Origin of the sequence: Veillonella sp. 6_1_27, from assembly GCF_000163735.1 — a bacterium.
Lineage (GTDB): Bacteria > Bacillota > Negativicutes > Veillonellales > Veillonellaceae > Veillonella > Veillonella parvula_A.
Window position 1 is genome coordinate 512,919 of sequence record NZ_GG770215.1, and the last position, 25,205, is coordinate 538,123.

27 protein-coding genes are annotated in these 25,205 nt (G+C 38.7%); 1 reads left to right on the forward strand and 26 read right to left on the reverse strand.

Annotation, left to right across the window (positions count from 1 at the left end):
• Positions 1-3 precede the first annotated feature (3 nt).
• From gap to nth, 14 genes are all read right to left on the reverse strand, one after another.
• Positions 4-1,014 carry a type I glyceraldehyde-3-phosphate dehydrogenase gene (gene gap / locus HMPREF0874_RS02425; protein ID WP_008601195.1) on the reverse strand — a complete coding sequence of 337 codons (1,011 nt, stop codon included), beginning with the start codon at positions 1,012-1,014 and terminating at the stop codon, positions 4-6.
• Positions 1,015-1,081: 67 nt separating this feature from the next.
• The gene (locus tag HMPREF0874_RS02430) at positions 1,082-2,107 is read right to left on the reverse strand and encodes a sugar-binding transcriptional regulator (protein WP_008601197.1); all 1,026 of its coding nucleotides are present in this window, start codon (positions 2,105-2,107) and stop codon (positions 1,082-1,084) included.
• A 239-nt stretch (positions 2,108-2,346) separates the two neighbouring features.
• Entirely contained in the window at positions 2,347-2,973 is a 627-nt protein-coding gene (upp, locus tag HMPREF0874_RS02435) for a uracil phosphoribosyltransferase (RefSeq protein ID WP_008601199.1), read from the reverse strand.
• 184 nt (positions 2,974-3,157) lie between these two features.
• The gene (gene glyA / locus HMPREF0874_RS02440; protein WP_039964998.1) at positions 3,158-4,390 is read right to left on the reverse strand and encodes a serine hydroxymethyltransferase; all 1,233 of its coding nucleotides are present in this window, start codon (positions 4,388-4,390) and stop codon (positions 3,158-3,160) included.
• A gap of 46 nt (positions 4,391-4,436) precedes the next feature.
• Positions 4,437-4,874, reverse strand: coding sequence for a ribose 5-phosphate isomerase B (gene rpiB / locus HMPREF0874_RS02445; protein WP_004696955.1), 438 nt, complete (start codon positions 4,872-4,874; stop codon positions 4,437-4,439).
• Between the two features lie 11 nt (positions 4,875-4,885).
• Positions 4,886-5,332, reverse strand: a complete 447-nt coding sequence (locus tag HMPREF0874_RS02450; protein ID WP_004697098.1) for a low molecular weight protein arginine phosphatase — start codon at positions 5,330-5,332, stop codon at positions 4,886-4,888.
• Between the two features lie 112 nt (positions 5,333-5,444).
• The gene (locus tag HMPREF0874_RS02455; protein ID WP_039965001.1) at positions 5,445-6,476 is read right to left on the reverse strand and encodes an L-threonylcarbamoyladenylate synthase; all 1,032 of its coding nucleotides are present in this window, start codon (positions 6,474-6,476) and stop codon (positions 5,445-5,447) included.
• A gap of 1 nt (position 6,477) precedes the next feature.
• The gene (gene prmC, locus HMPREF0874_RS02460; protein ID WP_008601202.1) at positions 6,478-7,347 is read right to left on the reverse strand and encodes a peptide chain release factor N(5)-glutamine methyltransferase; all 870 of its coding nucleotides are present in this window, start codon (positions 7,345-7,347) and stop codon (positions 6,478-6,480) included.
• Positions 7,340-8,422 carry a peptide chain release factor 1 gene (prfA, locus tag HMPREF0874_RS02465; protein ID WP_004696177.1) on the reverse strand — a complete coding sequence of 361 codons (1,083 nt, stop codon included), beginning with the start codon at positions 8,420-8,422 and terminating at the stop codon, positions 7,340-7,342. The genes prmC and prfA overlap by 8 nt, the downstream gene beginning before the upstream one ends.
• A 2-nt stretch (positions 8,423-8,424) precedes the next feature.
• Positions 8,425-9,330: a DUF1385 domain-containing protein gene (locus HMPREF0874_RS02470; protein ID WP_008601206.1), complete on the reverse strand. Its 906-nt coding sequence runs from the start codon at positions 9,328-9,330 to the stop codon at positions 8,425-8,427.
• A gap of 57 nt (positions 9,331-9,387) precedes the next feature.
• Positions 9,388-9,585, reverse strand: a complete 198-nt coding sequence (gene rpmE, locus HMPREF0874_RS02475; protein WP_004696185.1) for a 50S ribosomal protein L31 — start codon at positions 9,583-9,585, stop codon at positions 9,388-9,390.
• Between the two features lie 79 nt (positions 9,586-9,664).
• Positions 9,665-9,934 (reverse strand): YdbC family protein, encoded by a 270-nt coding sequence (locus HMPREF0874_RS02480; protein WP_004696187.1) that lies wholly within the window; start codon positions 9,932-9,934, stop codon positions 9,665-9,667.
• Between the two features lie 104 nt (positions 9,935-10,038).
• Positions 10,039-11,484: a hypothetical protein gene (locus HMPREF0874_RS02485; RefSeq protein WP_008601215.1), complete on the reverse strand. Its 1,446-nt coding sequence runs from the start codon at positions 11,482-11,484 to the stop codon at positions 10,039-10,041.
• Between the two features lies 1 nt (position 11,485).
• Positions 11,486-12,121, reverse strand: a complete 636-nt coding sequence (gene nth, locus HMPREF0874_RS02490) for an endonuclease III (protein WP_008601217.1) — start codon at positions 12,119-12,121, stop codon at positions 11,486-11,488.
• Positions 12,122-12,244: 123 nt separating this feature from the next.
• Here nth and HMPREF0874_RS02495 point away from each other — a divergent pair, with 123 nt between their 5' ends.
• On the forward strand, positions 12,245-12,514 hold the full coding sequence (locus tag HMPREF0874_RS02495) for a DUF896 domain-containing protein (protein ID WP_008601219.1): 270 nt from the start codon (positions 12,245-12,247) through the stop codon (positions 12,512-12,514).
• Positions 12,515-12,643: 129 nt separating this feature from the next.
• On the opposite strand, the gene HMPREF0874_RS02500 is transcribed toward HMPREF0874_RS02495, so the two are convergent.
• The 12 genes from HMPREF0874_RS02500 to murF all read right to left on the reverse strand — a co-directional run bounded on the left by HMPREF0874_RS02500 (position 12,644) and on the right by murF (position 25,205).
• Positions 12,644-13,891, reverse strand: a complete 1,248-nt coding sequence (locus HMPREF0874_RS02500) for an aminotransferase class I/II-fold pyridoxal phosphate-dependent enzyme (protein WP_004696196.1) — start codon at positions 13,889-13,891, stop codon at positions 12,644-12,646.
• 247 nt (positions 13,892-14,138) lie between these two features.
• Positions 14,139-14,708, reverse strand: a complete 570-nt coding sequence (locus HMPREF0874_RS02505) for an outer membrane beta-barrel protein (RefSeq protein ID WP_004696198.1) — start codon at positions 14,706-14,708, stop codon at positions 14,139-14,141.
• An 80-nt stretch (positions 14,709-14,788) separates the two neighbouring features.
• Entirely contained in the window at positions 14,789-15,829 is a 1,041-nt protein-coding gene (ftsZ, locus tag HMPREF0874_RS02510) for a cell division protein FtsZ (RefSeq protein WP_004697140.1), read from the reverse strand.
• Positions 15,830-15,967: 138 nt separating this feature from the next.
• On the reverse strand, positions 15,968-16,312 hold the full coding sequence (locus HMPREF0874_RS02515) for a small basic family protein (protein WP_004696202.1): 345 nt from the start codon (positions 16,310-16,312) through the stop codon (positions 15,968-15,970).
• Entirely contained in the window at positions 16,309-17,004 is a 696-nt protein-coding gene (locus HMPREF0874_RS02520) for a DUF881 domain-containing protein (RefSeq protein WP_008601222.1), read from the reverse strand. Before HMPREF0874_RS02520 ends, HMPREF0874_RS02515 begins: the two co-directional genes overlap by 4 nt.
• Positions 17,005-17,886 (reverse strand): cell division protein FtsQ/DivIB, encoded by an 882-nt coding sequence (locus HMPREF0874_RS02525; protein WP_008601224.1) that lies wholly within the window; start codon positions 17,884-17,886, stop codon positions 17,005-17,007.
• A gap of 28 nt (positions 17,887-17,914) precedes the next feature.
• Positions 17,915-18,847 carry a D-alanine--D-alanine ligase gene (locus HMPREF0874_RS02530; RefSeq protein ID WP_008601226.1) on the reverse strand — a complete coding sequence of 311 codons (933 nt, stop codon included), beginning with the start codon at positions 18,845-18,847 and terminating at the stop codon, positions 17,915-17,917.
• Positions 18,844-20,226: a UDP-N-acetylmuramate--L-alanine ligase gene (gene murC, locus HMPREF0874_RS02535; RefSeq protein WP_008601228.1), complete on the reverse strand. Its 1,383-nt coding sequence runs from the start codon at positions 20,224-20,226 to the stop codon at positions 18,844-18,846. The genes HMPREF0874_RS02530 and murC overlap by 4 nt, the downstream gene beginning before the upstream one ends.
• Before the next feature lie 14 nt (positions 20,227-20,240).
• The gene (murG, locus tag HMPREF0874_RS02540; RefSeq protein ID WP_004696212.1) at positions 20,241-21,350 is read right to left on the reverse strand and encodes an undecaprenyldiphospho-muramoylpentapeptide beta-N-acetylglucosaminyltransferase; all 1,110 of its coding nucleotides are present in this window, start codon (positions 21,348-21,350) and stop codon (positions 20,241-20,243) included.
• A complete protein-coding gene (murD, locus tag HMPREF0874_RS02545; protein ID WP_008601230.1) occupies positions 21,350-22,720 on the reverse strand; it encodes a UDP-N-acetylmuramoyl-L-alanine--D-glutamate ligase in 1,371 nt (456 codons plus the stop codon). Before murD ends, murG begins: the two co-directional genes overlap by 1 nt.
• Before the next feature lie 83 nt (positions 22,721-22,803).
• Positions 22,804-23,790, reverse strand: a complete 987-nt coding sequence (gene mraY / locus HMPREF0874_RS02550; RefSeq protein ID WP_008601232.1) for a phospho-N-acetylmuramoyl-pentapeptide-transferase — start codon at positions 23,788-23,790, stop codon at positions 22,804-22,806.
• 56 nt (positions 23,791-23,846) lie between these two features.
• Entirely contained in the window at positions 23,847-25,205 is a 1,359-nt protein-coding gene (murF, locus tag HMPREF0874_RS02555) for a UDP-N-acetylmuramoyl-tripeptide--D-alanyl-D-alanine ligase (RefSeq protein WP_004696219.1), read from the reverse strand.

Consider the following 25,205-nt stretch of genomic DNA (forward strand, 5'->3'; position numbering starts at 1 on the left):
TGATTATAAGCCTTTGCTTGCTACAAATGCGGCCATGTCGATAAGACGTTCGGAGTAACCCCATTCGTTGTCATACCAAGAAACAACTTTTACCATGTTGCCATCCATAACCATTGTCAAATCAGCATCAACAATGGAGCTACGAGAATCAGAGCTGAAATCACAGGATACCAATGGTACATCAGATACACCAAGAATACCTTTTAATTCACCAGCTGCTGCTTTGCGGAATGCTTCGTTGATTTCTTCTTTAGTAGCCGGTTTTTCAAGTTCGCAAACAAGATCTGTAGCAGATACGTCTGGAGTAGGAACGCGCAATGCAAAACCATCTAATTTACCTTTTAATTGAGGCAATACTTTAGCAACAGCTTTCGCTGCACCAGTTGTTGTAGGAATGATGGACATTGCTGCAGCACGAGCACGGCGAGGGTCTTTATGACGTGCATCAAGAATCTTTTGGTCATTTGTGTAGGAATGAATTGTAGTCATCATACCGCGTTTGATACCGAATTCATCACATAATACTTTAGCAAATGGAGCAAAGCAATTTGTTGTACAAGATGCATTGGAAATAATGTGATGTTTTGCAGGATCATACATATCTTGGTTAACGCCCATAACCATAGTTAAGTCTTCGTTTTTACCAGGTGCAGAGATTAATACTTTTTTTACAGTAGGTTGATTCAAATGAACCTTTGCTTCCTCTGCATCACGGTATTTACCAGTACATTCCATAACAATTTCTACGCCTTCTTCAGACCAAGGTAATTTAGAAGCGTCGCGGTCATGGAATACACGGATTTTTTTACCATCAACGTAGATATTTTCTTCATCAAATGTTACTTCATTAGGAATTGTACCGTGTACGGAATCGTATTTTAACAATAATGCAGTACCTTCATTATCACCAGTTGCATTAATTGCCACTACATCCACATCAGGATTATTAATCGCTGCGCGAACTACACATTTACCAATACGACCAAATCCGTTAATACCAACTTTTACTGCCATTGTTAGATCCTCCTAATAACAAAAATTCTAACCAAATTCAAACTAAAATTTATAACTACTAATTCGCCTATAAGGCAGAAATTTGTAACAATTGACGCATACCTTCGGCTGCTTGCTCATCAATGATAAGTATCCCTTTCTGGCAAGCTCGCATCACACCTATAATAGCATTCGCTTTTTCTTGTCCACCAGCTACAGCAATAACATTGGGGACCTTTACTACATCGGGAAGTGATAAACCAATATTATTGGTAGAATAAATTAACTTACCCTCAATGTCACAATATTGACCAAGTGCTTCACCTACCGCATGATTATCTACCAACTGCTTACGCACATCATCGGCAATATGGCGCTGATCCGCCATACGCATTGCAGTACCAATACCAAATAATAGTACGTCAGTCCTACTAATGAGGTCTCCAATTTCTTTAATTTGTGGTTCACAAGTCATGAGCATATGTAATGAGTCTTGTGAAAGTCCATCAGGTAAATGGAGCATCTTATAGGAACCACTTAGTCGTTCAGCAAGCACCGAAGCAATTACATTAGCTTGGTATTCCACTACTTCACCAACGCCACCACGGGCTGGTACCACAGTAGGATTGAAAGGTAAGATAGGCATTTCTTCAGCTATTGCTGCCATGGTGCTACCGCCACTGATGGCTACTACTGCATTAGGTTTCAATAGGTCTTGCAATAACTTTGCCGCTGTAAAACCTAACTTTTTAACCATCAAGGTTCCTTCTGTAGGTGTAATAACAACTCTATCGATATGAAGTGCTTCAGTCAATCGATGTTCTAGCTCGTTAATACGATCTAGCTCATTTAAAAAATTTCGTAACTTCGGAACAATTGCATGTCCCTCATCAGTGAGAAAAATCCCTGGTTTATAAATGTCTACAAGACCATTAGCACGCATTAACTCAATATGACTTCGTACGGTTCGCTCTGGAAGATCCGTTGCGGTAGCTAATGTTCTACGGCCTATAGGCTCTTCATAAACAAGGTGGTTTAGTATTTTGTATCGCTCCTTCAATACACTAACAATTTCAGGAACAATACGTTCACATATCATTAGAAATTCGTTCATCGGGTCCCTCCTTTACCCGTTGGGATTACATGAATCGTTTTTCGTCCCATGTGAACAAAATCCGTCCCACCTAAAATAAAAAAATACTTTTACACTTGTATTGTATACCTTATGTAATTTTTATTCAACCCTAAATAAGAGAAAACGACATATGCCTTAGATAATTTGTTATTATTTCAAATCTAATAATATGTCGTCATGACCCCTTATTATATTCTAATATGTCGTTTTATTGTATTTTATTTTGTACCGAAGATACGGTCACCTGCATCCCCTAAGCCAGGCAAGATGTAACCATGATCATTAAGCTTTTCATCAAGTGCTGCTACATAAATAGGAACATCAGGATGTTCTTTATTTACTGCTTCTACCCCTTCAGGAGCAGCTACTAAGCACATTAATTTAATATGTTTAGCACCTTTTTCTTTTAGCAATGTAATCGCTGCGGCTGCACTACCACCAGTAGCAAGCATTGGATCAGTTACGATGAAGTCGCGTTCCCCTACGTCAGATGGTAGTTTACAGTAGTATTCTACTGGTTTCAAAGTTTCAGGATCACGGTACAAACCAATATGACCAACTTTTGCAGTTGGAATTAAACTAAGCATACCATTTACCATACCTAGACCAGCGCGAAGAATTGGAATAATACCCAGTTTTTTACCTGCAATTCGTTTGCCAGTCATTTTAGTTAGTGGTGTTTCTACCTCCACATCCTCAAGTGGTAAGTTGCGTGTAATTTCATACCCCATCAACATAGTAATTTCATCAAGTAGTTCTCTGAAATCTTTAGAGCCTGTTTGTACGTCACGCATCAATGTAACTTTGTGTTGAATCAATGGATGTGTCATAACATTAACTTTCATGACTGTCCTCCTATAAAACAATATACATATCCCATTCTAGCGATTAACTATCATATTTACTCTATCACAGATTAGAAAATCATGCCATAAAAATATTGAAAGGGATGTGCCGATGGCACACCCCTTTTACACTACCTATAAACTTATAGGACTATAAATATATATTTAATATTAATACAATCGATTAGTACAATGGATACGCTTCACAAAGTGCAGCAACACGTTTACTAGCTTCTTCATGGACCGATTTATCCTCAGGATTTTTAAGAACCACTGCAATAATATCGGCAATTTCTTCCATATCTTTCACTTGCAAACCACGTGTTGTAAGAGCTGGCGTACCAAGACGAATACCGCTTGTTACAAATGGGCTAGCTGGATCAAATGGAATTGTATTTTTATTACATGTAATACCTACTTCATCAAGTAAGTATTCAGCTTCTTTACCAGTTAAACCAGTATTACGAACATCTACAAGCATAACATGAGTATCTGTACCGCCAGAAACAATTGTTAAGCCCTTTTCTTGTAATGCTGCAGCCAACGCTTTTGCATTGTCGATAACTTGTTGTGCATATACTTTGAACTCAGGTTGTAAAGCTTCACCAAATGCTACAGCTTTAGCAGCGATAACATGCATCAAAGGACCACCTTGGATGCCAGGGAAGATGGCTTTATCGATTGCTTTAGCATACTTTTCTTTGCAAAGAATCATACCACCACGAGGGCCACGCAATGTTTTATGAGTTGTTGTAGTAACGATATCTGCATATTCCACAGGGTTTGGATGTAAACCAGCTGCTACAAGTCCAGCAAAGTGAGCCATATCTACCATGAAAATAGCATCTACTTCGTGTGCCACTTCAGCCATTTTCTTAAAGTCGATTTGACGGCTATAAGCACTACCACCAGCGATAATCAACTTAGGTTTTGCTTCCAATACAATTTTACGGAGCTCATCGTAGTCGATTTGTTGTGTTTCAGCATCTACACCATAAGGTACTACATTGAAATATGTACCAGATACGTTAACTGGAGAACCATGAGTCAAATGACCGCCGTGGGACAAGTTCATACCCACAATAGTATCACCTGGTTGTAATAATGCGAAATACACGCCAAAGTTTGCTTGAGAACCAGAGTGAGGTTGTACATTAGCATGTTCTGCACCGAACAGGCGTTTTGCACGTTCGATAGCCAATGTTTCAATAACATCAACATTTTCACAACCGCCATAATAGCGTTTGCCAGGATACCCTTCTGCATATTTGTTAGTCAATACGCTACCTTGAGCTTCCATTACAGCTTGAGAAACAAAATTTTCAGAAGCAATCATTTCTAATTTATCGCGTTGGCGTGCTAACTCTTGGTTGATAACAGCTTGAATATTAGGGTCTTGTTTTTCTAAGAAACTCATGAGTATCCTCCTCATATAGAACAACTATCTATAAAGTAATGATGTATTATTTCTCTAATGCTTTTATTTTCTCTACACGACGTGCATGACGTCCACCTTCAAACTCAGTTTCCATAAAAATGGTTACAATATCGTTAGCAAGGCCTGGTCCAATAACGCGTTCACCCATAGTAAGGATGTTCGCATCATTATGTTCACGACATGCGTGAGCAGAAAATGTATCATGACAAAGAGCAGCGCGAATGCCCGCTATCTTATTTGCTGCAATACCGATACCGATACCAGTACCACAAATCAAAATACCGCGATCTGCTTGACCAGATACAACTGCATTTGCTACAGGTACTGCAATATCAGGATAGTCACAAGACTCAGCTGAATAACAACCAAAATCCTCTACTTCATGTCCCAATGCACTCAATACTTCTTTAACAGATTCCTTCAGATTTAATCCGCCATGATCACAACCGATTGCAACTTTCATAATTTCATCTCCTACGCCTTCTGAGGCACTGATGTAAGACCGGCCTCTACTAAGTGATAAATTTGTTCCGCACATTGATTATATACGGTTTGGTCAGATCCATATGGGTCCGTAACATCACCATCTAGACCACCCCACTCGGAAATTGTTTTAATTTTACCTTCCTCAAAGGGGAATTGGCGAAGTAGTACAGATTTGTGATCTTTCGTCATACCAAGAATAAGATCTGCTGCATTTACGAGTTCCATCGTTAAGGGTCTCGATTCATGGTTGGAAATATCTGCAATGGAACGGACAGCTACTACGGCTTGTTCAGTTGGTTTTGCTCCATAAGCGGCAAATAAACCAGCTGATACAGTTGTAACATCCTTATGTTTCTCCGCTGCAAGGGCCCGTGTAATACCTTCAGCCATAGGGCTGCGGCAAGTGTTACCGGTACATACAAATAAAATATTCATAATAACATCCTTACTCAATCACATTTTGTGATTACTTTATACATTATAGCAAATCTATCCAATATGTAAAGACATTTTTCTATTATCAGTGGACATCTTTAAGCTAGTAAATTTACTTATAAATGATATGATGACTCGATGCTTTTTCCATTCGATTCATAATGGCAACACCGAAACCATCATCATCAACACCTTCTGCTAGGATTAGCGTAACATGATTTTCATTAAAATGTAATAGACTTTTATAAAAGTCGTGCCCCAATGCTAACGCATCTCTATGATGGCCAAAACAATGGCACATAAATCGTCCATCCTCTTTAATCAAGTTATACGTTTCATGACTTACCAAACACCCTATGGGACCTTCTATGCCTTCTGAAAGCGCCTTAAACATAGATGCTATGTCCTCTGGATTACCTACAACAACCGTCATAGGTGCATCAGGCGCATAATGCGTATACTTCATGCCAGGAGCCTTTGGTGTAGTGGTTGCATTGACTAAAGCAGTATCATACTCAACAGTAGACACCACACGTTCAAGCTGTGCTTTTGTAATTCCACCAGGTCTTAATATAATGACCTTATCATCATGGACTTCTACAACAGTAGACTCTACACCAATCGTACATGGACCAGCATCTAATATATAGGAAATGCGACCATTCATATCATTATATACATCTTCTGCAGTAGTTGGACTTGGGCGCCCTGAAATATTGGCACTAGGTGCCGCTATAGGTATGCCTGCACGCTCTAATAATACTCGACATGCCTCATGATCAGGACACCGAAGCGCCACACGAGTTAACCCACCTGTTGCACGATCTGGCACTAAATCAGATTTAGGCAATGTAATCGTTAATGGCCCTGGCCAGAATGCATCCATTAAGGCTTGCGCCGTAGCAGAAATTTCTGTTACCAAAGGTTTTATGCTTTCACTATTAGGAACATGCAAAATGAGTGGATTATCAGAAGGCCGTCCTTTGGCAGCATAGATTTTATCCATCGCCTCTGGATCTAGACCATTTGCACCTAATCCATATACAGTTTCTGTAGGAATAGACACCAATTCACCATTGCGCAAAGCACGGGCTAAAGTATCTATATCTTGTTCTGATGGATTTGTAATGATTTTAGTATCCATATTAGCCCTCATATACAGCTGTCACTACCCGGTTATGACCACCGAGGTCAGCTATAAATTGAATATTCGAATATTGACCTGTTTCTTGCAATAAAGCACCTACCTCTTTTGCTTGGTCAAAGCCTACTTCAAACGCCACACGGCCATTAGCGTTTAAATAATTTCTACATTCTTTAGCTAAGATTCGATAGAATTCTAAACCATCTTCACCACCAAACAAGGCAATATGCGGCTCATTTAACACGTCTTGAGACAATAATTTAACATCTCCCGTACGAATATATGGTGGATTCGATACGATGAGGTCAAACTTTTCAGCGTTACCAGCCAAGGCAGAAAACATATCGGACTCTAAAAATTGAACACGATCATTTAAGTTGAATCTTTCACCGTTCTCCTCAGCCACTAACAAAGCATCGATAGATATTTCAAGACCTACACCACACGCATTCGGCAAATAGTGTAGTAAACTTAACAATATCGTACCAGGGCCTGTGCATACATCAAGAATACGCACATTACTATCTTTTGGATAAGTACCTAGTACATGCTCAATCAAGGTTTCCGTATCAGGTCGTGGAATCAATACCTTATCATTCACCTTAAAGGTCAACCCCATAAAGTCCTTTTCCCCAATGATAGCCGCTACACAATGCCCCTTAGCCCGTTGTTGAACGAGAGGCCTAAAGGCATCGAGCTCGTCTTGAATAAGCGGTTGGTCATAATGGGTATATAGATAAATCCGATCTTTACCTAAGACGTGAGAAAGCAGTACTTCCCCATCAAGTCGAGGTGTATCCATCTCCTTGCTTTGAAAGTACTGCTCTGTCCACTGGAGAATACGACCGATTGTCCAAATCTCCTTATGCATTTGTATTAGCCTCCTGCATTTTTGCCGCTTGGTCTGCAGCATTTAAGGCTTGAATAATTTCATCAAGATCGCCATTTAAAATAGCATCTAATTTATATAATGTTAAATTAATACGATGATCTGTGACGCGACCTTGTGGGTAGTTATAGGTGCGAATACGTTCACTACGATCACCTGTGCCGACTTGACTCTTACGATCTGCAGCCATACTAGAAATGGCCTCTTGTTCAGCTTGATCCTGTAACTTAGCACGCAATACACGCATAGCTTTTTCACGGTTTTGTAATTGAGATCGTTGATCTTGACACGCTACAACGATACCAGATGGTAAGTGTGTAATACGAACAGCAGACTCAGTTTTATTGATATGCTGACCACCGGCACCACTCGCACGATATGTATCAATTTTTAAATCTTTTTCATTAACTTCAATATCAACATCTTCCATCTCTGGCAATACGGCTACTGTAACTGTAGATGTATGTACACGGCCTTGTGTTTCTGTAGCCGGTACACGTTGTACACGATGTACACCCGATTCAAATTTCATCTTAGAGTATACATTTTCACCATCCACAGAGAAAATAACCTCTTTAAATCCACCAAGCTCTGGTTCATTAGCATCGATAATCTCACAACGCCAGCCTTGGCTTTCTGCATATTTTGTGTACATGCGGAACAAGTCGCCTGCAAATAATGCAGCTTCATCACCGCCAGCGCCCCCGCGAATCTCAATGATAATATTTTTATCATCATTAGGATCCTTAGGCAATAATAGAACTTGCAACTTTTCTTCCAATTCCTCTTTTTGAGGTTTTAAATCTTTCAATTCCTCTTGAGCCATTTCTCGGAATTCTTCGTCCATGGATTTATCTTCAATAACTTCCATAGCTTCATCAATACCAGATAAAACTTTTTTGTAAGTACGGAACGTTTCAACGGTTTCAGATAATTGGGCATGTTGACGGGTCAATTTACGCCATTCATCTTGGCGAGCAATGACCTCTGGGTCACTAATGCGCTGCTCAAGATCCATAAATTTATCTTCAATAACTTGTAATTTATCAACTAACATGTTTATTCCTCTTCATATGCGTCACTCTCAGGCGGACGGACCTCTTCTAAAGCTCGTATAGCAACTTCTATTTGATCATCTTCTGGTTCACGCGTTGTCATATATTGTAACGCAAGACCTGGTTTAATAAGAGCTTTCACAAAAGAATGATCGCTACGTCCAGCAAGACGAATCACCTCGTACGCAATACCAGCTACTACAGGCATAAGGAGTACTCGGCTCACGATACGTTCCAACAAATTGGGCCAACCCAAGAAAGCAAATACAAAGATACTAACTACCATAACAATAAGTAAGAAGTTTGTACCACATCGCGCATGCAAGCGACTTTGTTGGCGAACGTTTTCTACAGTTAAAGGCAAATCTAATTCATAAGTATGAATCGTTTTATGCTCTGCCCCATGATATTGGAAAACTCGTTGAATATCCTTCGTAAGACCAATCCCCCAAATATAAAGTAAGAAAAGTACTAAACGAATGACACCTTCAATGAGATTTAATACTATATGATTATCCTGTACACCAGGAATGAATTTTACGATAAATGTAGGCAATGCCAAAAACACAGCTATCGCAAACAGTGTAGAAATGACCATGGTAATGGCGATTTCACTATTAGACATTTCTTCCTCTTCATCGCCAGCAGCCTTAGCGGAGAAGGATAAAGCCTTCATGCCTATCACTAGAGATTCATAGAGAGCTACACAGCCACGAAGAAATGGTTTTTTCAATATTGGATATGTGTCAGCAATGGACTTTGTAGCCTCTTTTTGAACTACAATAGTTCCTGCAGGCTCACGTACGGCAGTTGCCGTATAGCCAGGGCCTCTCATCATGACACCTTCGATCACAGCCTGTCCTCCGACAAACTTTTTTATACGTTCTCTGTTCACAAGATCTCCTCTCATAAACAAATATAGGCAGAGCCAACAGCCCTGCCAATACATGTTACATTACAATACAAATTATTTGCCGTAACGTTTGTTAAATTGTTCAATACGACCACGAGCTTGAGCCGCACGTTGTTGACCAGTGAAGAACGGATGGCATTTGGAGCAAACGTCTACACGAAGGTCTTCTTTTACAGAGCCAGTTTTGAATGTGTTGCCACAACCGCAAGTTACTGTAGCTTCTTTATAGTCTGGATGAATACCTTGTTTCATTCTATACACCTCTTTCCAGCAATCAATATTATTCTTATAGATTATAGCATGACACCTGCACAAATGCAAGTAACCAATACTATTCCTTGGATGCTTGCTTTTCTTCAATAGCCTCAGCTAAAATAGCTTCCAAGTCGCTTTCGTTGAGGATGTCACGCAATGCAATAAGCTCCTCTAAAGAAAGGGTAATACCTTTTTTCATGCTTGTATATTCACTATCCCAAGCACGAAGATCAAACTTAGGATTGTATTTTCCCCAACTAGTACATGTTAATTGTTTTTTCCAACCATCTTTATCTTCAGATAAAGTACCAATAACCTTGAAGATTTCAAAATTAATAACTGCCATAGGTCCTCCTTTCTTACATATTCATATGCTATGTTTCGTATCTACTATATTTAGTAGTTTATATTTTTTAGGATACGATATATTTTAAACCAAAATTATATGATTTACAATTCTTTTTTATAGTCACTATAATCTTCAATATCAATAGAAGCTGTAGGTGGCATAACTTGTGCACCTAATGAATCTACGGTCTCTTTCCAACTCCTTGTAGCCTCCGTAACAGCCTTGATATATGCCTCGTCAGCAGCCTGTACAGATTCAATTAGTTGGGTCTCATCCTTTACATCTAATACGCGACGACGTACGCTACTAAGCATATAGCCAAAGGATTCATCTGTTTGAACGAGCATGGAAATTTCATGAATCAATGTTTGACCCGTAGTGCTGCAGAAATAGGCATACCACATATATACTAATTCAGCATCTGGGAACATCCAGTACATATCATCTACAGGCGCTTTTGTCGTAATATCTACATCAATATGATCAGTATGACGTTTAAAAGTAAGAAAATAAGCTCCACTTTCAATAAGAGCAGTGCGACCTAATTCAGATACACGGCTATCAATGCAATAAATACCATCTTGACCTAAGGCTACGTCCGTTTGACCGCCGGGCAACAAAATAGAACGCAAGGACAAGCCATAATTTAATACCGTAAATACTGGCAATTGCGCAAATACGCCATGAGGTAATGGAATATAATTAATTGTTTTCCACTCATCCCCTACACGTTCACGAAGACCAACACGCATTTTTTTTACATCGTATTTACCATATACGATTTCATAAGCCCCTAATGGAGTCCATTCTCGTATAGCTTCTACTCGTTTTTGGTTCAAGAAAAATTGCAACGCCATATTATTTAAGCCCAATTGATTTTGTGCCATTGTAGCAGGTAAGAATAATTGAGCAGTCCCTTCTGGAACCAAGTTATGTAATCCGTTAGCGACCTCTTCTACAATATCTTCAGAGGATTGGAACATACCAACTGTGCCTGTAAAGATATGGTCAAAATAGCTACGATGAGGCCATTGATTAATGATTTGAGCCATCGGATATAAACGTGTCAAAATGCTATAACACACGGGAGATGCCGTATACAGAACGACTTTTTTATCTTCATAAGATTGAAGAATCTCTTCAACCATGCCTGCATATTCTTCTACATAAGCATACAGAACCAATTCTCCCGTTTTACTATGAGCTTCGATACTTTCACGAACAGGAATTTCCCAAATAGTGCCTACATCTAGACCTTCTAAAATGCCTGTGTCACTAATAAAATCAAACAATTCCACTCTAAAGGATGGTCCATAAAGAGCTTGGAATGTATTCAAATCATATGGTACAGGACCAAAGGATTCTACTGTGGATTTTTCTGCTAACGCATATAAATCATCTGCCGTTACACCCCACTCACGGGAGCTAGCATTACTAGAAATCAATTGATCTAGCACTTTAAAACGCATTAACTCATTTACAATATCAATTCCCTCAATACCATGATTAGCACAAAGGGCAATAAATTCTTCGTTATTTACTTTCATATTAAACCTTTCCGGCTGAAGGACATAAATGATTTAAAAAACATTCATTACACAAAGGCTTACGAGCCTTACACACTCTACGGCCATGATAGATTAACCAGTGGTGTGCAGCAGCCCAGTCCTTTTTTGGAATTGCCTTTTGTAACTTTTGTTCCATCTCTTCTGGCGTCTTAGCAATACCTAATTTTAATCGGTTAGACACGCGAAATACATGTGTATCTACCGCAATGGCTGGTGTACCAAATAAAACGGATACCACAACATTTGCTGTTTTACGCCCCACACCAGGCAATTCAACGAGTTGATCAAACTCACGAGGCACCTCTCCATGATATCGGTCAACTAAAATTTGACAAGTAGCAATTAAGTTTTTTGCCTTGGACTTATAAAGACCGCAATCTTTAATGAGAGTCTCTAACTTAGCAACTCCGATTTCAAGCATCTTTGCAGGATGATTAAGTTCTGGGAACAGTCGTTTAGTAACAATATTAACCCGTTCATCCGTACATTGTGCTGACAAAACTACAGCAACTAATAATTCAAATTCATTTGTATACTCAAGGGCAGGTTTTGCATCAAAATAATGCTCTTGTAACAATTTCAACTGCTCTGCCTTTATCGCTTTTGTTACACGCATACAGTTCTCCTTTCTCACCTGTGAAAGTACAGACGCGTACAACTTATATCTTACCATACGTATTCATTAAGTTCTATGTTATAATAAAACATACTATTCTAATATAGAATACAGGAGGCGCATATGAGTAATATTAACGATACATTAAAACGAATAAATGAACTAGCTGCAAAGAAAAAATCTGGTCAAGAATTAACGCCAGAAGAGTTAGCAGAAAAAAAAGAACTATACGAAATCTACTTAAGCTTCATTCGTGGTCAAATTACAAGCACCTTGGACCGCGTTGAATTTATAGACCCAGAAACAGGTGAAAGAACCGCTCCTAAACGAGCGCTTGAAAACTTGGCAAAAGAAGCTGCTAAAGACATTAAAGAGCATAAAGATATTCACTAATGTAACAAATAAACAAAATTGATTACATTACTAATATCCTTTTATATTTATTCAATCAAATTTATATCTACATACTAAAAACCACTTGATACATGTATCAAGTGGTTTTTAGTATAATTTACTTATGTATTATAATTTACCAAGACGTTTCATGGCATTATAAATTTTTTCAGCTAGACCTGTCATTTGACATTTAGGAATACCACATGCTGCTATACGAATACCATTTGCTAATGCAATCACATAGATGTGCTCTTTTTTCAATTCTTCACAGATAGCATTCGCAGAGTCTGTAGGAATTGTAATAAAGAAGCCACCGCGGTAAGGTAACATAGGAAGTCCTACTTGTGCTGCTTCTTGTTTAAAGATATCAGCACGATCGCGAATTAATTGATAATAGCAATTGCGTTCAGCTTCATATTCCTTAAACTTAGCTGGATCAGCCACAATATTAGCCATTGTACGCATTGCGGGACGACAAATATTGGACCATGTGGCACGACTTGTAGATTTGTTAACTTCGAAAAACTCATCAGCTATTTCTTCATCATCAGAGATCCCAATCATCGCACCAACGCGCTGACCATACATAGTAAATCCTTTAGATAAGCTATAACACACACAGGTGAGAATTTCTTTTGGTAAATGACTAAATTTATTGAAGAACGCACGTACCTCATCTTTTTCACCAGAGTAATCAAGATATGCTACATCAATACCAATAATCACATTATTTCGACCAATAGCAACTAAATCCTTCAAGAAATTAAGGATAGAATCCCAATCTTTATCCTCAATAGAGTAGCCGGTTGGGTTATTACCTGGTGTGTTAAAGATAACAACCACATTTGTTTGTTTAGCCGCCAATTCGTTTACACGATTTTGGAATGCTTCATGATTAAAGTTATTATGTTCATCAAATAAGGAATACGTAACTAGTGTACGTCCAGTATCACTACAAATAACACGGTATGCACCCCAGTACCAATCCGCTGTTAATACTTCATCACCAGGCTCTGTATAGTTATGAATCAAATGATGAATGCCACCAGTGCCACCTGCGGTAGCAATGCTACGAATATGACCTTCTGGACGGAAATTACCAAAACATTCTTTTTCAGCAGCACACAAAAAATCTGGAATACCCGCAATTGGTGCATAACCAACATGTTCAGAATCCGAAAGACTCAAATATTCTTCTTTAACGGTCTTAAGAAAAACTAAGTTTCCCTCTTCATCATGAATAGCACCCAACGTACCATTCACAACATTCTCACGGCCATTTTCTTTAGCATCAGCTTGAGCTTGACCAGCAGTTACGAAGATTACGTCTTTTAATTTTTTTCCTTTTGCATGCTTTGCAGCAACACTTGTCATAACTTGCACCATCCTATCTGAAATGAATATTACACATTTATCATACCTAAACTGATTTAAATATACAACGTATATTCAGTAAATATATTGTATACATAGAAGATTTAACTAACTATTAGTAATTCAACACTTATTAAATATATATATAATAATTAAGTACCTTATTTAGGAAAAATAGTTAACAAATATACAATAAAACAGTAAATATATAAAAAAAGACCACTCAAAAGAGTGGTCCTTATCATCCTTAGAAGGAGTAGCCTACACCAGCGTGTAAACCTTTTGCAGTTTTATCATTGCTATCTACGCTATATTTATCATAGCCATAGTATACATTCAAATCTACATCAGGGCGTACTTCATATTGAGCACCTACTTGATAAGTTTGCTTAATATCATTACCCCAACCAGCCTTAGCAAAGCCGTTTACTTTATTAGTCAAAGGTACATGACCGATAACACCAGCTTGGAAACCAAGTTCAGTATCATTTGTACGAATCGCAGTACCTGCACCATATAGATTTACATTTGGATGTACCTTATAAACCAATGCTAATTGATGATCTTTAATATCGCCATTTTTTGCATTTAATTTATCGTAAGAGTATTGTAATGCAGCTTTATTGGAAAGGTCGTGTTGTAAAGAAACACCGAAACCATCATTGCTATTGCCACCACCGTTAGATACGTGTTGTTTAAAAGCATAATCAGCTTGTACCTTGGTGGATCCATCACTAATTTTTGTTACAGGAGCTGCAGCAAATGCACTGCCGGCTACAACTGTAGCTGCTAAAGTTAATAATACTAATTTCTTCATTTTTACCTCCTATACACATACCAATGGTATGTCTTAATAAGTTACTAATTGATAGGTATAATAATTATACAATCTATAAATTAGCGTTTCATGAATACAGGGATATCAGGGATACCACTGTTAGTATTTGTAGTGGATGCCGGACGGGATGTAGTTGTTGTTTTACCGAATTCAGGTACATTCTTAGTATTTGAATTAAAACCAGTTGCCACAACAGTAATTTGAACTGTATCGCCTAAGCTTTCATCGATAACAGAACCAAAAATAATATTTGCATCAGGATCCGCCGCTTCAGAAATAATTTCGGCAGCTTCATTAATTTCAAACAAGCTTAAGTTAGCACTACCGGAGATATTGAGTAAGATGCCTTTTGCACCATCGATAGATGTTTCCAACAATGGGCTATTAATAGCCATTTTAGCTGCGTCAGCAGCGCGGTTTTCACCTTCGCCAACGCCAATCCCCATCAATGCTTCGCCTTGTTCAGTCATGATAGTTTTAACATCTGCAAAGTCAAGATTGATCAAGCCAGGAACTTGAATCAAGTCTGAAATGCCCTTGATACCTTGGCGAAGTACATCATCAGCTGTACGGAATGCATCGCTTAAGGAACATTTTTTATCTACAACTTGCAACAATTTATCATTAGGAATAACGATAATAGTATCTACTTTTTGAGTCAAGAATTCAATGCCTTTTTCCGCTTGTGCACGACGGCGTTTACCTTCAAAAGCGAACGGTTTAGTAACGACGCCTACTGTCAAGGCACCGATTTCTTTAGCACATTCTGCAACGATAGGAGCAGCACCTGTACCAGTACCACCACCCATACCAGCAGTTACGAATACCATATCAGCACCTTCAAGAGCTTTTATAATTTCTTCGCGACTTTCTTGAGCAGCCTCTTCACCGATTTGTGGATTTGCGCCTGCACCAAGACCTTTTGTAACCTTCTCGCCAATTTGAATCGTTACATCCGCTTTAGATAATTCAAGCACTTGGCTTTCAGTATTAGCGGATAAAAATTGAACACCTTTAAGATCGCTATCTACCATGCGATTAACAGCGTTATTACCGCCGCCACCAACACCGATAACTTTAATATTTGCAAAATCAGACATTGAACTTCCTCCTCTTATCGTTATCTATCGTATCAATATACGTCCCAATGTATCGATTTATATACTGACAATCTTATAACAATTACATTTATTTTACACTAAAATTTAAAAACTTTCCACTATATAGAATGTGATTTATTAGAATCGCTTAGTCATAATAATCTTTCGTATAGCGCCTACATTAATAAATACATGCAATCCAAAGCCAATAAGAGCTACGTAATATAGGTTAATTCCTATAAGGTCACCTACATATACAAGAATAACAGCTAACACAACATTTGAAAAGAACCCAAGTACAAAATTACTAAGATCAAAGGTTCGTTCCAATGCAGCCCGGCTACCACCAAATACAGCATCTAGTGCAGCCAGAACAGCGACCGATGTGTAATTTGCATAACTTATAGGTATATGAAATGGTGAAAGCCACCCTAATGTAGTACCTACAATTAAACCAACAATGGCAAAGATATAAATATTCATTCTTTACCTCCTGTTTCATTAGGCTTTATATGCTCTTCTCTAAAGGTTCCTGTAAAAGCTGGAATAGCTATTTCATTTTCTTCCTTTATGGTTACCTTTATGCCCCAGTGTTTCAAGGAATCCACCACACCGCCTCGCATGGTGAGCGCAGAATTTAGTGTTTTTGGATCACCAATTGCCTTAACTGTAAAAGGAGCCCCAAAAACCTTACCATTCACAGTAATAGTCGGACCAGAGCATCGTATTTCAGAAGTCCCTATGAGACGTTGATCATTGATAGCTATCGCCTCAGCCCCACCAGCTCGCAATTCATTAACAATACGTAAAATATCTTCATCATGAATTACATATAAATTAGGATTTTCACCACTTTGAATTGGCTTTAAGCTATCCTCGATTAATACACTAACACCCGTACCTTTAACATTAGTTAAAGCAGCTTTCATCATCAACTGTTCGTCTGCTTTAACATTGCTAGTAGCACCAGACTGTTTAAGCTCTTCTATTTGTTTTAACAATGCATCACGTTCACTTTGGGCCTCTCGCAATTGTACAGCTAAATCACCAGCTCGTTGTAAACGGATATTTTCTTCTATATTATCTTGAGTCATCTTATATTGGGTGACAACCATGAAACCCAATATACAACTGACTAAGGCTATTGCCCACCGTTCGTGTCTCACGACAATCATCTACCTTTTATCTTCAACATGACCTTGCTTATCTTGTTTTTTATCATCCCTCTTAGTAGATGAATCTTCTGTATTCTTTGTTCCAGGCTGATGCTTTTTAACTTCCGGTATTACATCAGTTTTTATATATGGCGATGAAACATTAACATCTATATATTGCACATTGCTATGTGTTGTCTTAATATCTTGTAACATGGACTGAGTTAACTCGGCTTTTTTAGGTAAATCTTTACTATCCCCTAATCTAATTTGCACCCCCGATACGGTATAAGCCATTATTGCATCAGGATCTCCTATATTGACTTCTGCAATATTCTTGAAGGTGCTCTCATCAAGAGAGTTCAAGTATTCAAGAGCCGCCAAAATGGGCTTATCCACAACGGTATCACCTAACAAAATATTTCCCGCCTTAACGCCTGATATCATCGGTACCGACGTATCTTGTATTGCAGGCTCTGATGCAATCACTTGACCTTTGCTGTCAAGTGTTAAATAACCAAACTGAGCTGGTACAACTGCAACAGCCTTGCGTTCTATGACACGTACAACCATTGTAAATGGCAATTGATAACTAATTTGGGCCTCTTCAACCCGTAAGTCTTTCGCCAATCTAGTTTTTAATTTCTCTGTACTAATTTGCAATATATTTACAGGTTCATGAATATCCCCTGCTACCATTACATCTTGTACAGTTACCTTATCCGATCCTACAATTTTTAAGGATCCAAAAGGAATAGGTAGTGTAAACAATCCCACCAACACGAGAGTAACTGCACCACCGATTTTTAACACTCGTTTTCTAAATACAGCCCGTTCATCATGAACAGGTGTAGAAGACTGCATCTCCCCAGAGTTGGATGGATGGTATTGCTTATCATCCATAGATAACTCCTTATGTTCTATTCAGCCCTTAAAATTTCCCTATACTAGCTGTTAATAGAATCTTTTCACATAATGTTGGAAAGTCAATTCCCATTTCTTTAGCTGCCTTTGGTACTAAAGACGTTGCCGTCATACCTGGCACAGTATTGTATTCTAGAACATACATATTATCTGCATGATCTGTCATAATATCAACACGAATAACCCCACTGCCTTGTACTTCGCGATACACAAGTTCCCCTATGCGTTGCATTTCAGCAGTCATTTCTTCACTAATAGGCGCAGGTACTAAATATTCTGTAGCACCTACAGTATATTTACTGGTATAGTCATACTCCCCAGAATGTGGACGGATTTCAATTACTGACAATGCCTTTCCGTCAAGAACGGATACTGTAAATTCGCGACCATCAAGAAATTGCTCTACTACAAGAATCGGATCATATTTTAGCGCTTCTGTAACAGCAGCCTCCAATTGTGCCTCATCACGAACGATGGTAACGCCAATACTAGAGCCTTGAGTAGCAGATTTCACCACTACAGGAATCGTAAATTGTTTACGAATATGTCCTATAATAGCTTCTGCAGATTCTAAATTACCATTAAAGGATTCAGAAGTAGCTGTTGGAATATTAGCCCCTTTGAAAACATCTTTGCTTACTTTTTTATTCATTCCTACCGCATGAGCCATGATGCCCGATCCAGTATATGGAATTTCTGCCATTTCAAGTAAGCCTTGTAATGCACCATCTTCACCATAACGACCGTGAATTGCATTAAATACAATCTCTCCATCTAAGGATTCAATGTCTTTTAAAACAGTACGAGGATTAAGTTCTAATGTTTGGGCATTATACCCTTTACTTTCAAGTGCTTCCGCAATAGCAGCGCCAGTACGGCGAGATACTTCAGCCTCTTTGGAAGGGCCACCCATCAATACGATTATTTTTCTATCTTTCATTGTAAGCCTTCCTCCAATATAGCTAATAATTTAGGTCCATATTGATTAATAGAACCGGCACCCATTGTGATAACCAGATCGTTAGGTCGCACAATTTTTGCCAATACAGCCGGTATATCATCAACAGATGGTACATAATGTACAACCTTATTTGTAGCAGCTTCAACAGCGTCAGGAATAGTACGTCCATCGATACCTGCAATCGGATCTTCACCAGAACTGTAAATATCTGTCATATATATTTCATCAGCACTTGTAAAAGCAGTGGCAAATTCATCTTTCAACAAGCTTGTACGTGTATACCGATGCGGTTGAAACACACAAATAACGCGATGTTTTTCAAGTTCTTTTGCTGCTCTTAAGGTCGCTTTAATTTCTGTTGGATGATGTGCATAATCATCGACAACCCAGACGCCAGCAACATGACCTTTTGTTTCAAAACGTCGTTTTGCACCGATAAATTTACCTAACGCTTTTGTAATAAACCGATTCTCTACACCGCAACATTCATGAGCCACAATAAAGGCTGCCAATGAGTTTAATACATTATGTTCTCCAGGCACGCGCAAGCTGATACGGCTTATATTAATGCCTTTATGATATACATCATATACCAAGGAAGAGTCCACATAATGAATATTTTTTGCTACATAATCATTATTATCCTCTAAGCCATATGTAATAAAAGTACGTTTTACGCGGCTCATAACATAACGAATATTTTCATTATCACCACATACGATAGCCTTGCCCGCTTCTGGTAACGTTTCGACGAACTCACAGAAAGCGTTTAACAAGTTATCCATAGTCTTATAATGATCCATATGATCATCTTCAATATTAGTTATAACGATAGTATGTGGATGCAATTTTAAAAATGAACCATCGCTCTCATCCGCTTCCACAACTGAAAAATGGCCTTTCCCAAGGCAACTGCTACCCTTGAGATAATCTACTTCGCCACCGATAATTACCGTAGGGTCCGCATTAGCCTCCACTAAAATTTGTCCAATCATTGAAGTTGTAGATGTTTTACCATGCGCACCAGCTACTGCGATACCATCTGTTACATCTAATACAGCCTTTACAATATCAGAACGATGTAAAATGGTAATCCCTTGCTCTTTAGCGGCAACAATTTCAGGATTGTCTTCACGAATCGCTGTAGAACGAACTATGGCATCAACACCATTTACATATTCTTTATTATGACCGATATGCACCGTGGCACCCATATCTCTAAACTTAGAAATCACTGCAGATTCAGCAATATCTGAACCAGATACATCATAACCTTTTTGAATCAAAATATTCGCTATCGCACGCATACCAGATCCACCAATACCGATAAGGTGAATTTTGTGAATACCGTCTAACATAAAACCTCTCCTTGTTACTTTGCAATAGATAAAGCTAATTTTGCAATATCATGAGCCGCATTCGGTTTCCCCAATTGCAATGCTCGGTCTCCCATTTGTGCCAACAAATCACGGTTGGCCATAAACATCTCGATTTCCCCTATTAAATCGTGAGCACTCAACATTTTATCTACAATCATATGAGCCGCCCCTTCTTGTACAAAGATACGTGCATTATAGGTTTGATGATCTTCCGCTGCGTATGGATACGGTATCAATACGGATGGAATACCGCGAACTGCTAATTCTGCTAGACCTATAGCACCAGATCTAAATACTGCTAAATCGGCTGCTGCTAGTGCTTTTGGCATATCATGTAAATACGGCAAAATCAAAGATGAACTACCTAAACCATCCCCATCGGTAATACCCAATTGGGATAAAACAGATTCATATTCTCCGTTTCCCGTAATATGGATTAATTTAATACCTTTCACACCTTGGAAGTGTTTATGTACATCTATCATAGCATTGTTAATAGTTCTCGCCCCTCGAGAACCTCCAGCTATGAGTACTGTAAAAGTATCATCACTTAAGTTGAAATAGTTACGTCCCTCTGTTCTCGAATCAACTAGCACATCTGGACGAACAGGATTCCCTGTATAGACTACGCGCTTTGCTTTAGAAAACGATGCTTCTGCATCCTTATAGCCTAGGGCTACCACATCAACAAAACGGCTCAGAATTTTATTAGTAATACCTGCTATGACATTCTGTTCTTGAATTATAGTAGGAATATTATGTAATGCTGCAGCCAAGAGAACAGGCCCACATACATAACCACCAGTACCAATAACCACATCAGGTTTAAACTTACAAACTATGGCATTAGCTTTTACAATGCCTAAAGCAGTTTTACCTAATGTAACTAATGTACCTAACGATAATTGACGCTGCAAGCCTTGCACAGGAATCGTAGTAAACTCTATCCCCTCTTTAGGAACTAATGTAGCCTCGAGACCTTGCTTGGTACCAACATATAACACCTTTGCATCAGGATTTTGTTTCATAATTTCCTTATATATAGTTATTGCTGGATATATATGTCCACCAGTGCCACCACCTGAAATAATAACACGTTTCATTAATGGTGTCCTCCCTCTTGCAACATATGAACACAACGTTTAAAGTCATCTCCACGCTCTTCAAAACAGCTGTACCAATCAAAGCTTGAGCAAGCCGGAGATAATAGCACAATATCGCCAGTCTCTGCCAATTTATAGCCTTGTTCTACGGCTTCTTTCATGGATAAAGCACGATAAATCGGCTTCACACCAGCCTCTTTTGCAGCCGTCTCAAAACGATCTGCTGCTTCCCCCATGAAAATAACAGCTTTAGTCTTCTCCTTAACTAACTCCATGAAGTCTTCTAAAGGCGTCATTTTATCATGACCACCAGCTAATAGAATAACTTGTTGATCAAAGGATTCTAATGCTTTAACCACAGAATCTACATTAGTCGCTTTAGAATCATTATAAAATGTAATACCATCAATCGTCTTAACGCGTTCTAAACGATGTTCAACGCCATGGAACTCACTAATAATACGATGAATTGTTTCTACAGGTACGCCCAATGCATGAGATAAAGCAATAACGGTCAATATGTTTTCAATATTATGACTGCCTGGAATATGAATATCTTCATTTCCAATAACAAATTTTGCTACCCCATCTTTAGCAATATAACATTGCCCATCAGCATAATAAGCGCCATTCTCTACGGCTTTTTTTTGACTAATTTTTAGAATATGACTAGACGAACGATGTTCCATATCAGCTACAACGGGATCATCTATATTCAACACTAAATAATCTGTACTTAATTGATTTTCAAAGATGCGTTCCTTCGCAGCAATATAGTTTTCCATCGTCTTATGACGAGCTAAGTGATCTGGAGTAATATTGAGCATAATAGCCCCAATAGGCCTAAAATACTTGATTGTCTCTAATTGATAACTAGATAATTCAGCTACCAAAAAACCGCCTGCAGGCATAGAATACGCCACTTCACTAAGGGAATCCCCAATATTTCCACCGACGTGAACTGGTTTTCCAGAGCCTTCTAGTACTTTAGTTAATAAGGTTGTTGTCGTAGTCTTACCATTTGTACCAGTAACAGCTACGATAGGTGATTTAGATACTTCATAAGCTAATTCTACTTCACTGACCACGTCAATACCACGGGCATGTGCTGCTTTTACAATCGGAATGTCTAAAGAAATACCTGGAGAAATAACGATACGATCCACGCCATCTAGCAAGGATTCATCTTGACGTCCTGTAATAATATTTACCCCTGCCGCAACGAGTCGTTTCTCCTCAGCCGTAGGCAGTGTCATAGGCTTATAATCATTTAACACAACATGCGCACCCACTTGGGCTAATACCCAAGATGCACCTATACCGCTGGCTCCAGCTCCAAGAACAAGTATATGTTTATCTCCATATTCCATCTATATCACCTAAACTATTTATAAAATTAATGTATCCTATCTAATAAGCATACCATTATTTACAACTTCCGTTAAGTATTATCTTATAAAGTTATAGTCGCTAAAAGTACACCAATAATGGCTAAAACAGCTCCACCAAACCAGAAGCGATTAACAACTGTTTGTTCTGCCCATCCGGAAAGTTCAAAATGGTGATGAATAGGACTCATCTTAAAAACACGCACACCACGTGTTTTGAAAGAAATAACTTGAATAATAACCGATAATGCTTCCATAACAAAAATGCCACCAATCACCACAAGTAGCAATTCTGTTTTAGTTAAAATAGCCATTGCTGCAAAGGCACCACCTAATGCCAAAGAGCCTGTATCCCCCATGAATACTTTTGCAGGGTTCACATTATATACCAAAAAGCCAAGACATACAGCTGCTATTATAGCGCCGAAGTACGCAACACTTTCAGCACCAATAGAATTTGTCATCGATGCAGCCATCAGACCAATAACAGAGAATGCTATCGCCGCCACTGCTGATGTACCACCAGCAAGACCATCAAGACCATCGGTTAAATTTACTGCATTTGTAGCTCCTACAATAATCAAAAATGCCAATACATAATAACCCCATCCCAATTGTAATTGTGTATCTACAACAGGAATCCATAATGTGGTAGGAACAACCATAATCTCAGTAATGCAATAACAGAATACGGCAGCCAATATAAATTGTCCAAGTAATTTTTGCTTCGCTGTTAAACCAAGATTGCGTTTTTTTACAGCTTTTACAAAATCATCAAAAAAACCTAATAAACAATGACCCAGTGTTAAAAATAATAACATTCCTGTGCCCACATTCCATGGTGCAAACAATGCCACGCCAATAATAAGGGCCACCATCATGAAAGCACCACCCATTGTTGGCGTACCGGCTTTTGCTTGATGACTTTCAGGGCCTTCTTCACGAATACTTTGTTGTGCGTGCAAAGAACGCAACATAGGAATAGCAATTTTACCTAGCACTACCGTAATGATGAAAGTCGCTACGAAGGCTAATAGAATGTGATTTATCATATGAATCCTCTACTTATTAATAAATAGGACGGCTAGATATAACTAGCCGTTACCTATTATTCTCGATCCTTTAATTCTTCAACAACGCGCTCCATTCGTAAACCACGAGAACCTTTCACAAGGATAACATCCCCTTTTTCACGAATATCACTATATGCGTTGGCCATTTCTAAATGGCTGTTACAACGGAATGTAGTTAAACCCGCTTTTTTTGCTTCCTTTGCAATGAAGGCAGCAGCATCACCAAAGGTGAATACAACACTATACCCCTCTTCAGCAAGCAAATGGCCGATTTCACGATGTGCTTCTTCAGAGAAGTCGCCGAGCTCGAGCATATCGCCTAGCATCGCAATTTTACGCTTACCTTCTAATTGACCAAGTGCTTTAATAGCTTCTGCCATGGATGAAGGGTTTGCATTATAAGCATCATTTAAGATAACAATATCTTCAAATGGGACGATTTCTTGACGCATTGGAGTTCCACTAAATTCACTCAAACCTTTGCGAATTGTGTTAGATTTAATGCCTAGCACTCGACCTGCAACAATAGCCGCCAATGCATCATATACATTGTGTTCACCAATCATAGGCAAGAAGATATCAAAAACTTCATCATAACACTTACAAGTGAACTTAATACCGTCTTTTTTATAGCGCAGATGGCTACCAATACAAGTAGCATTCCGTTCAATACCATAGGTAATTGTTTTACCCTTAGCTAAACGATCCATAGCTTTTACATATGGATCATCTTCATTAAGGATAGCCACGCTGTTTTCAGGCAAGCAACGAATCAATTCACCTTTCGCTTCGGCAATGGCTTCTCGAGAACCTAAAAGCTCGATATGACTAGTACCAACATTAGTAATAATCCCCATCGTTGGTTCTGCAATCAAGGCCAGTTCTTCAATTTGTCCGAGCCCACGCATACCCATTTCAACAACACAGGCTTCATGCTCAGCGGTCAAACGTAACAAGGTTTTTGGCAAGCCAATTTCATTATTAAAATTTTTCTCAGTTTTTAATACATTAAATTCTGTGCCAAGTACGGCTGCCACCATTTCCTTTGTCGTAGTCTTACCAGAGGAACCAGTAATAGCAACTACAGGAATATCAAAGCGGCGACGATGATATCGTGCTAAGTTTTGATATGCTACCAAAGTATTGTCTACCTCGATGCAAGCAATACCTTCTACAGAACGTCCTTTTTCAACGATAGCCCCTGTAGCACCTTTTTCGATAGCCGCATTGATAAAATCATGGCCATCAAAGGTATCACCTTTTAAGGCTACAAATAAAAAGCCTGATTCAATAGTTCTTGTATCAGTAGACACATCTAAAAACTTAATATTATCGGTATGTGCACTCGTCCCCTTTGTGGCCTCCAGTACTTGAGACAATGTAAATTCTGCCAT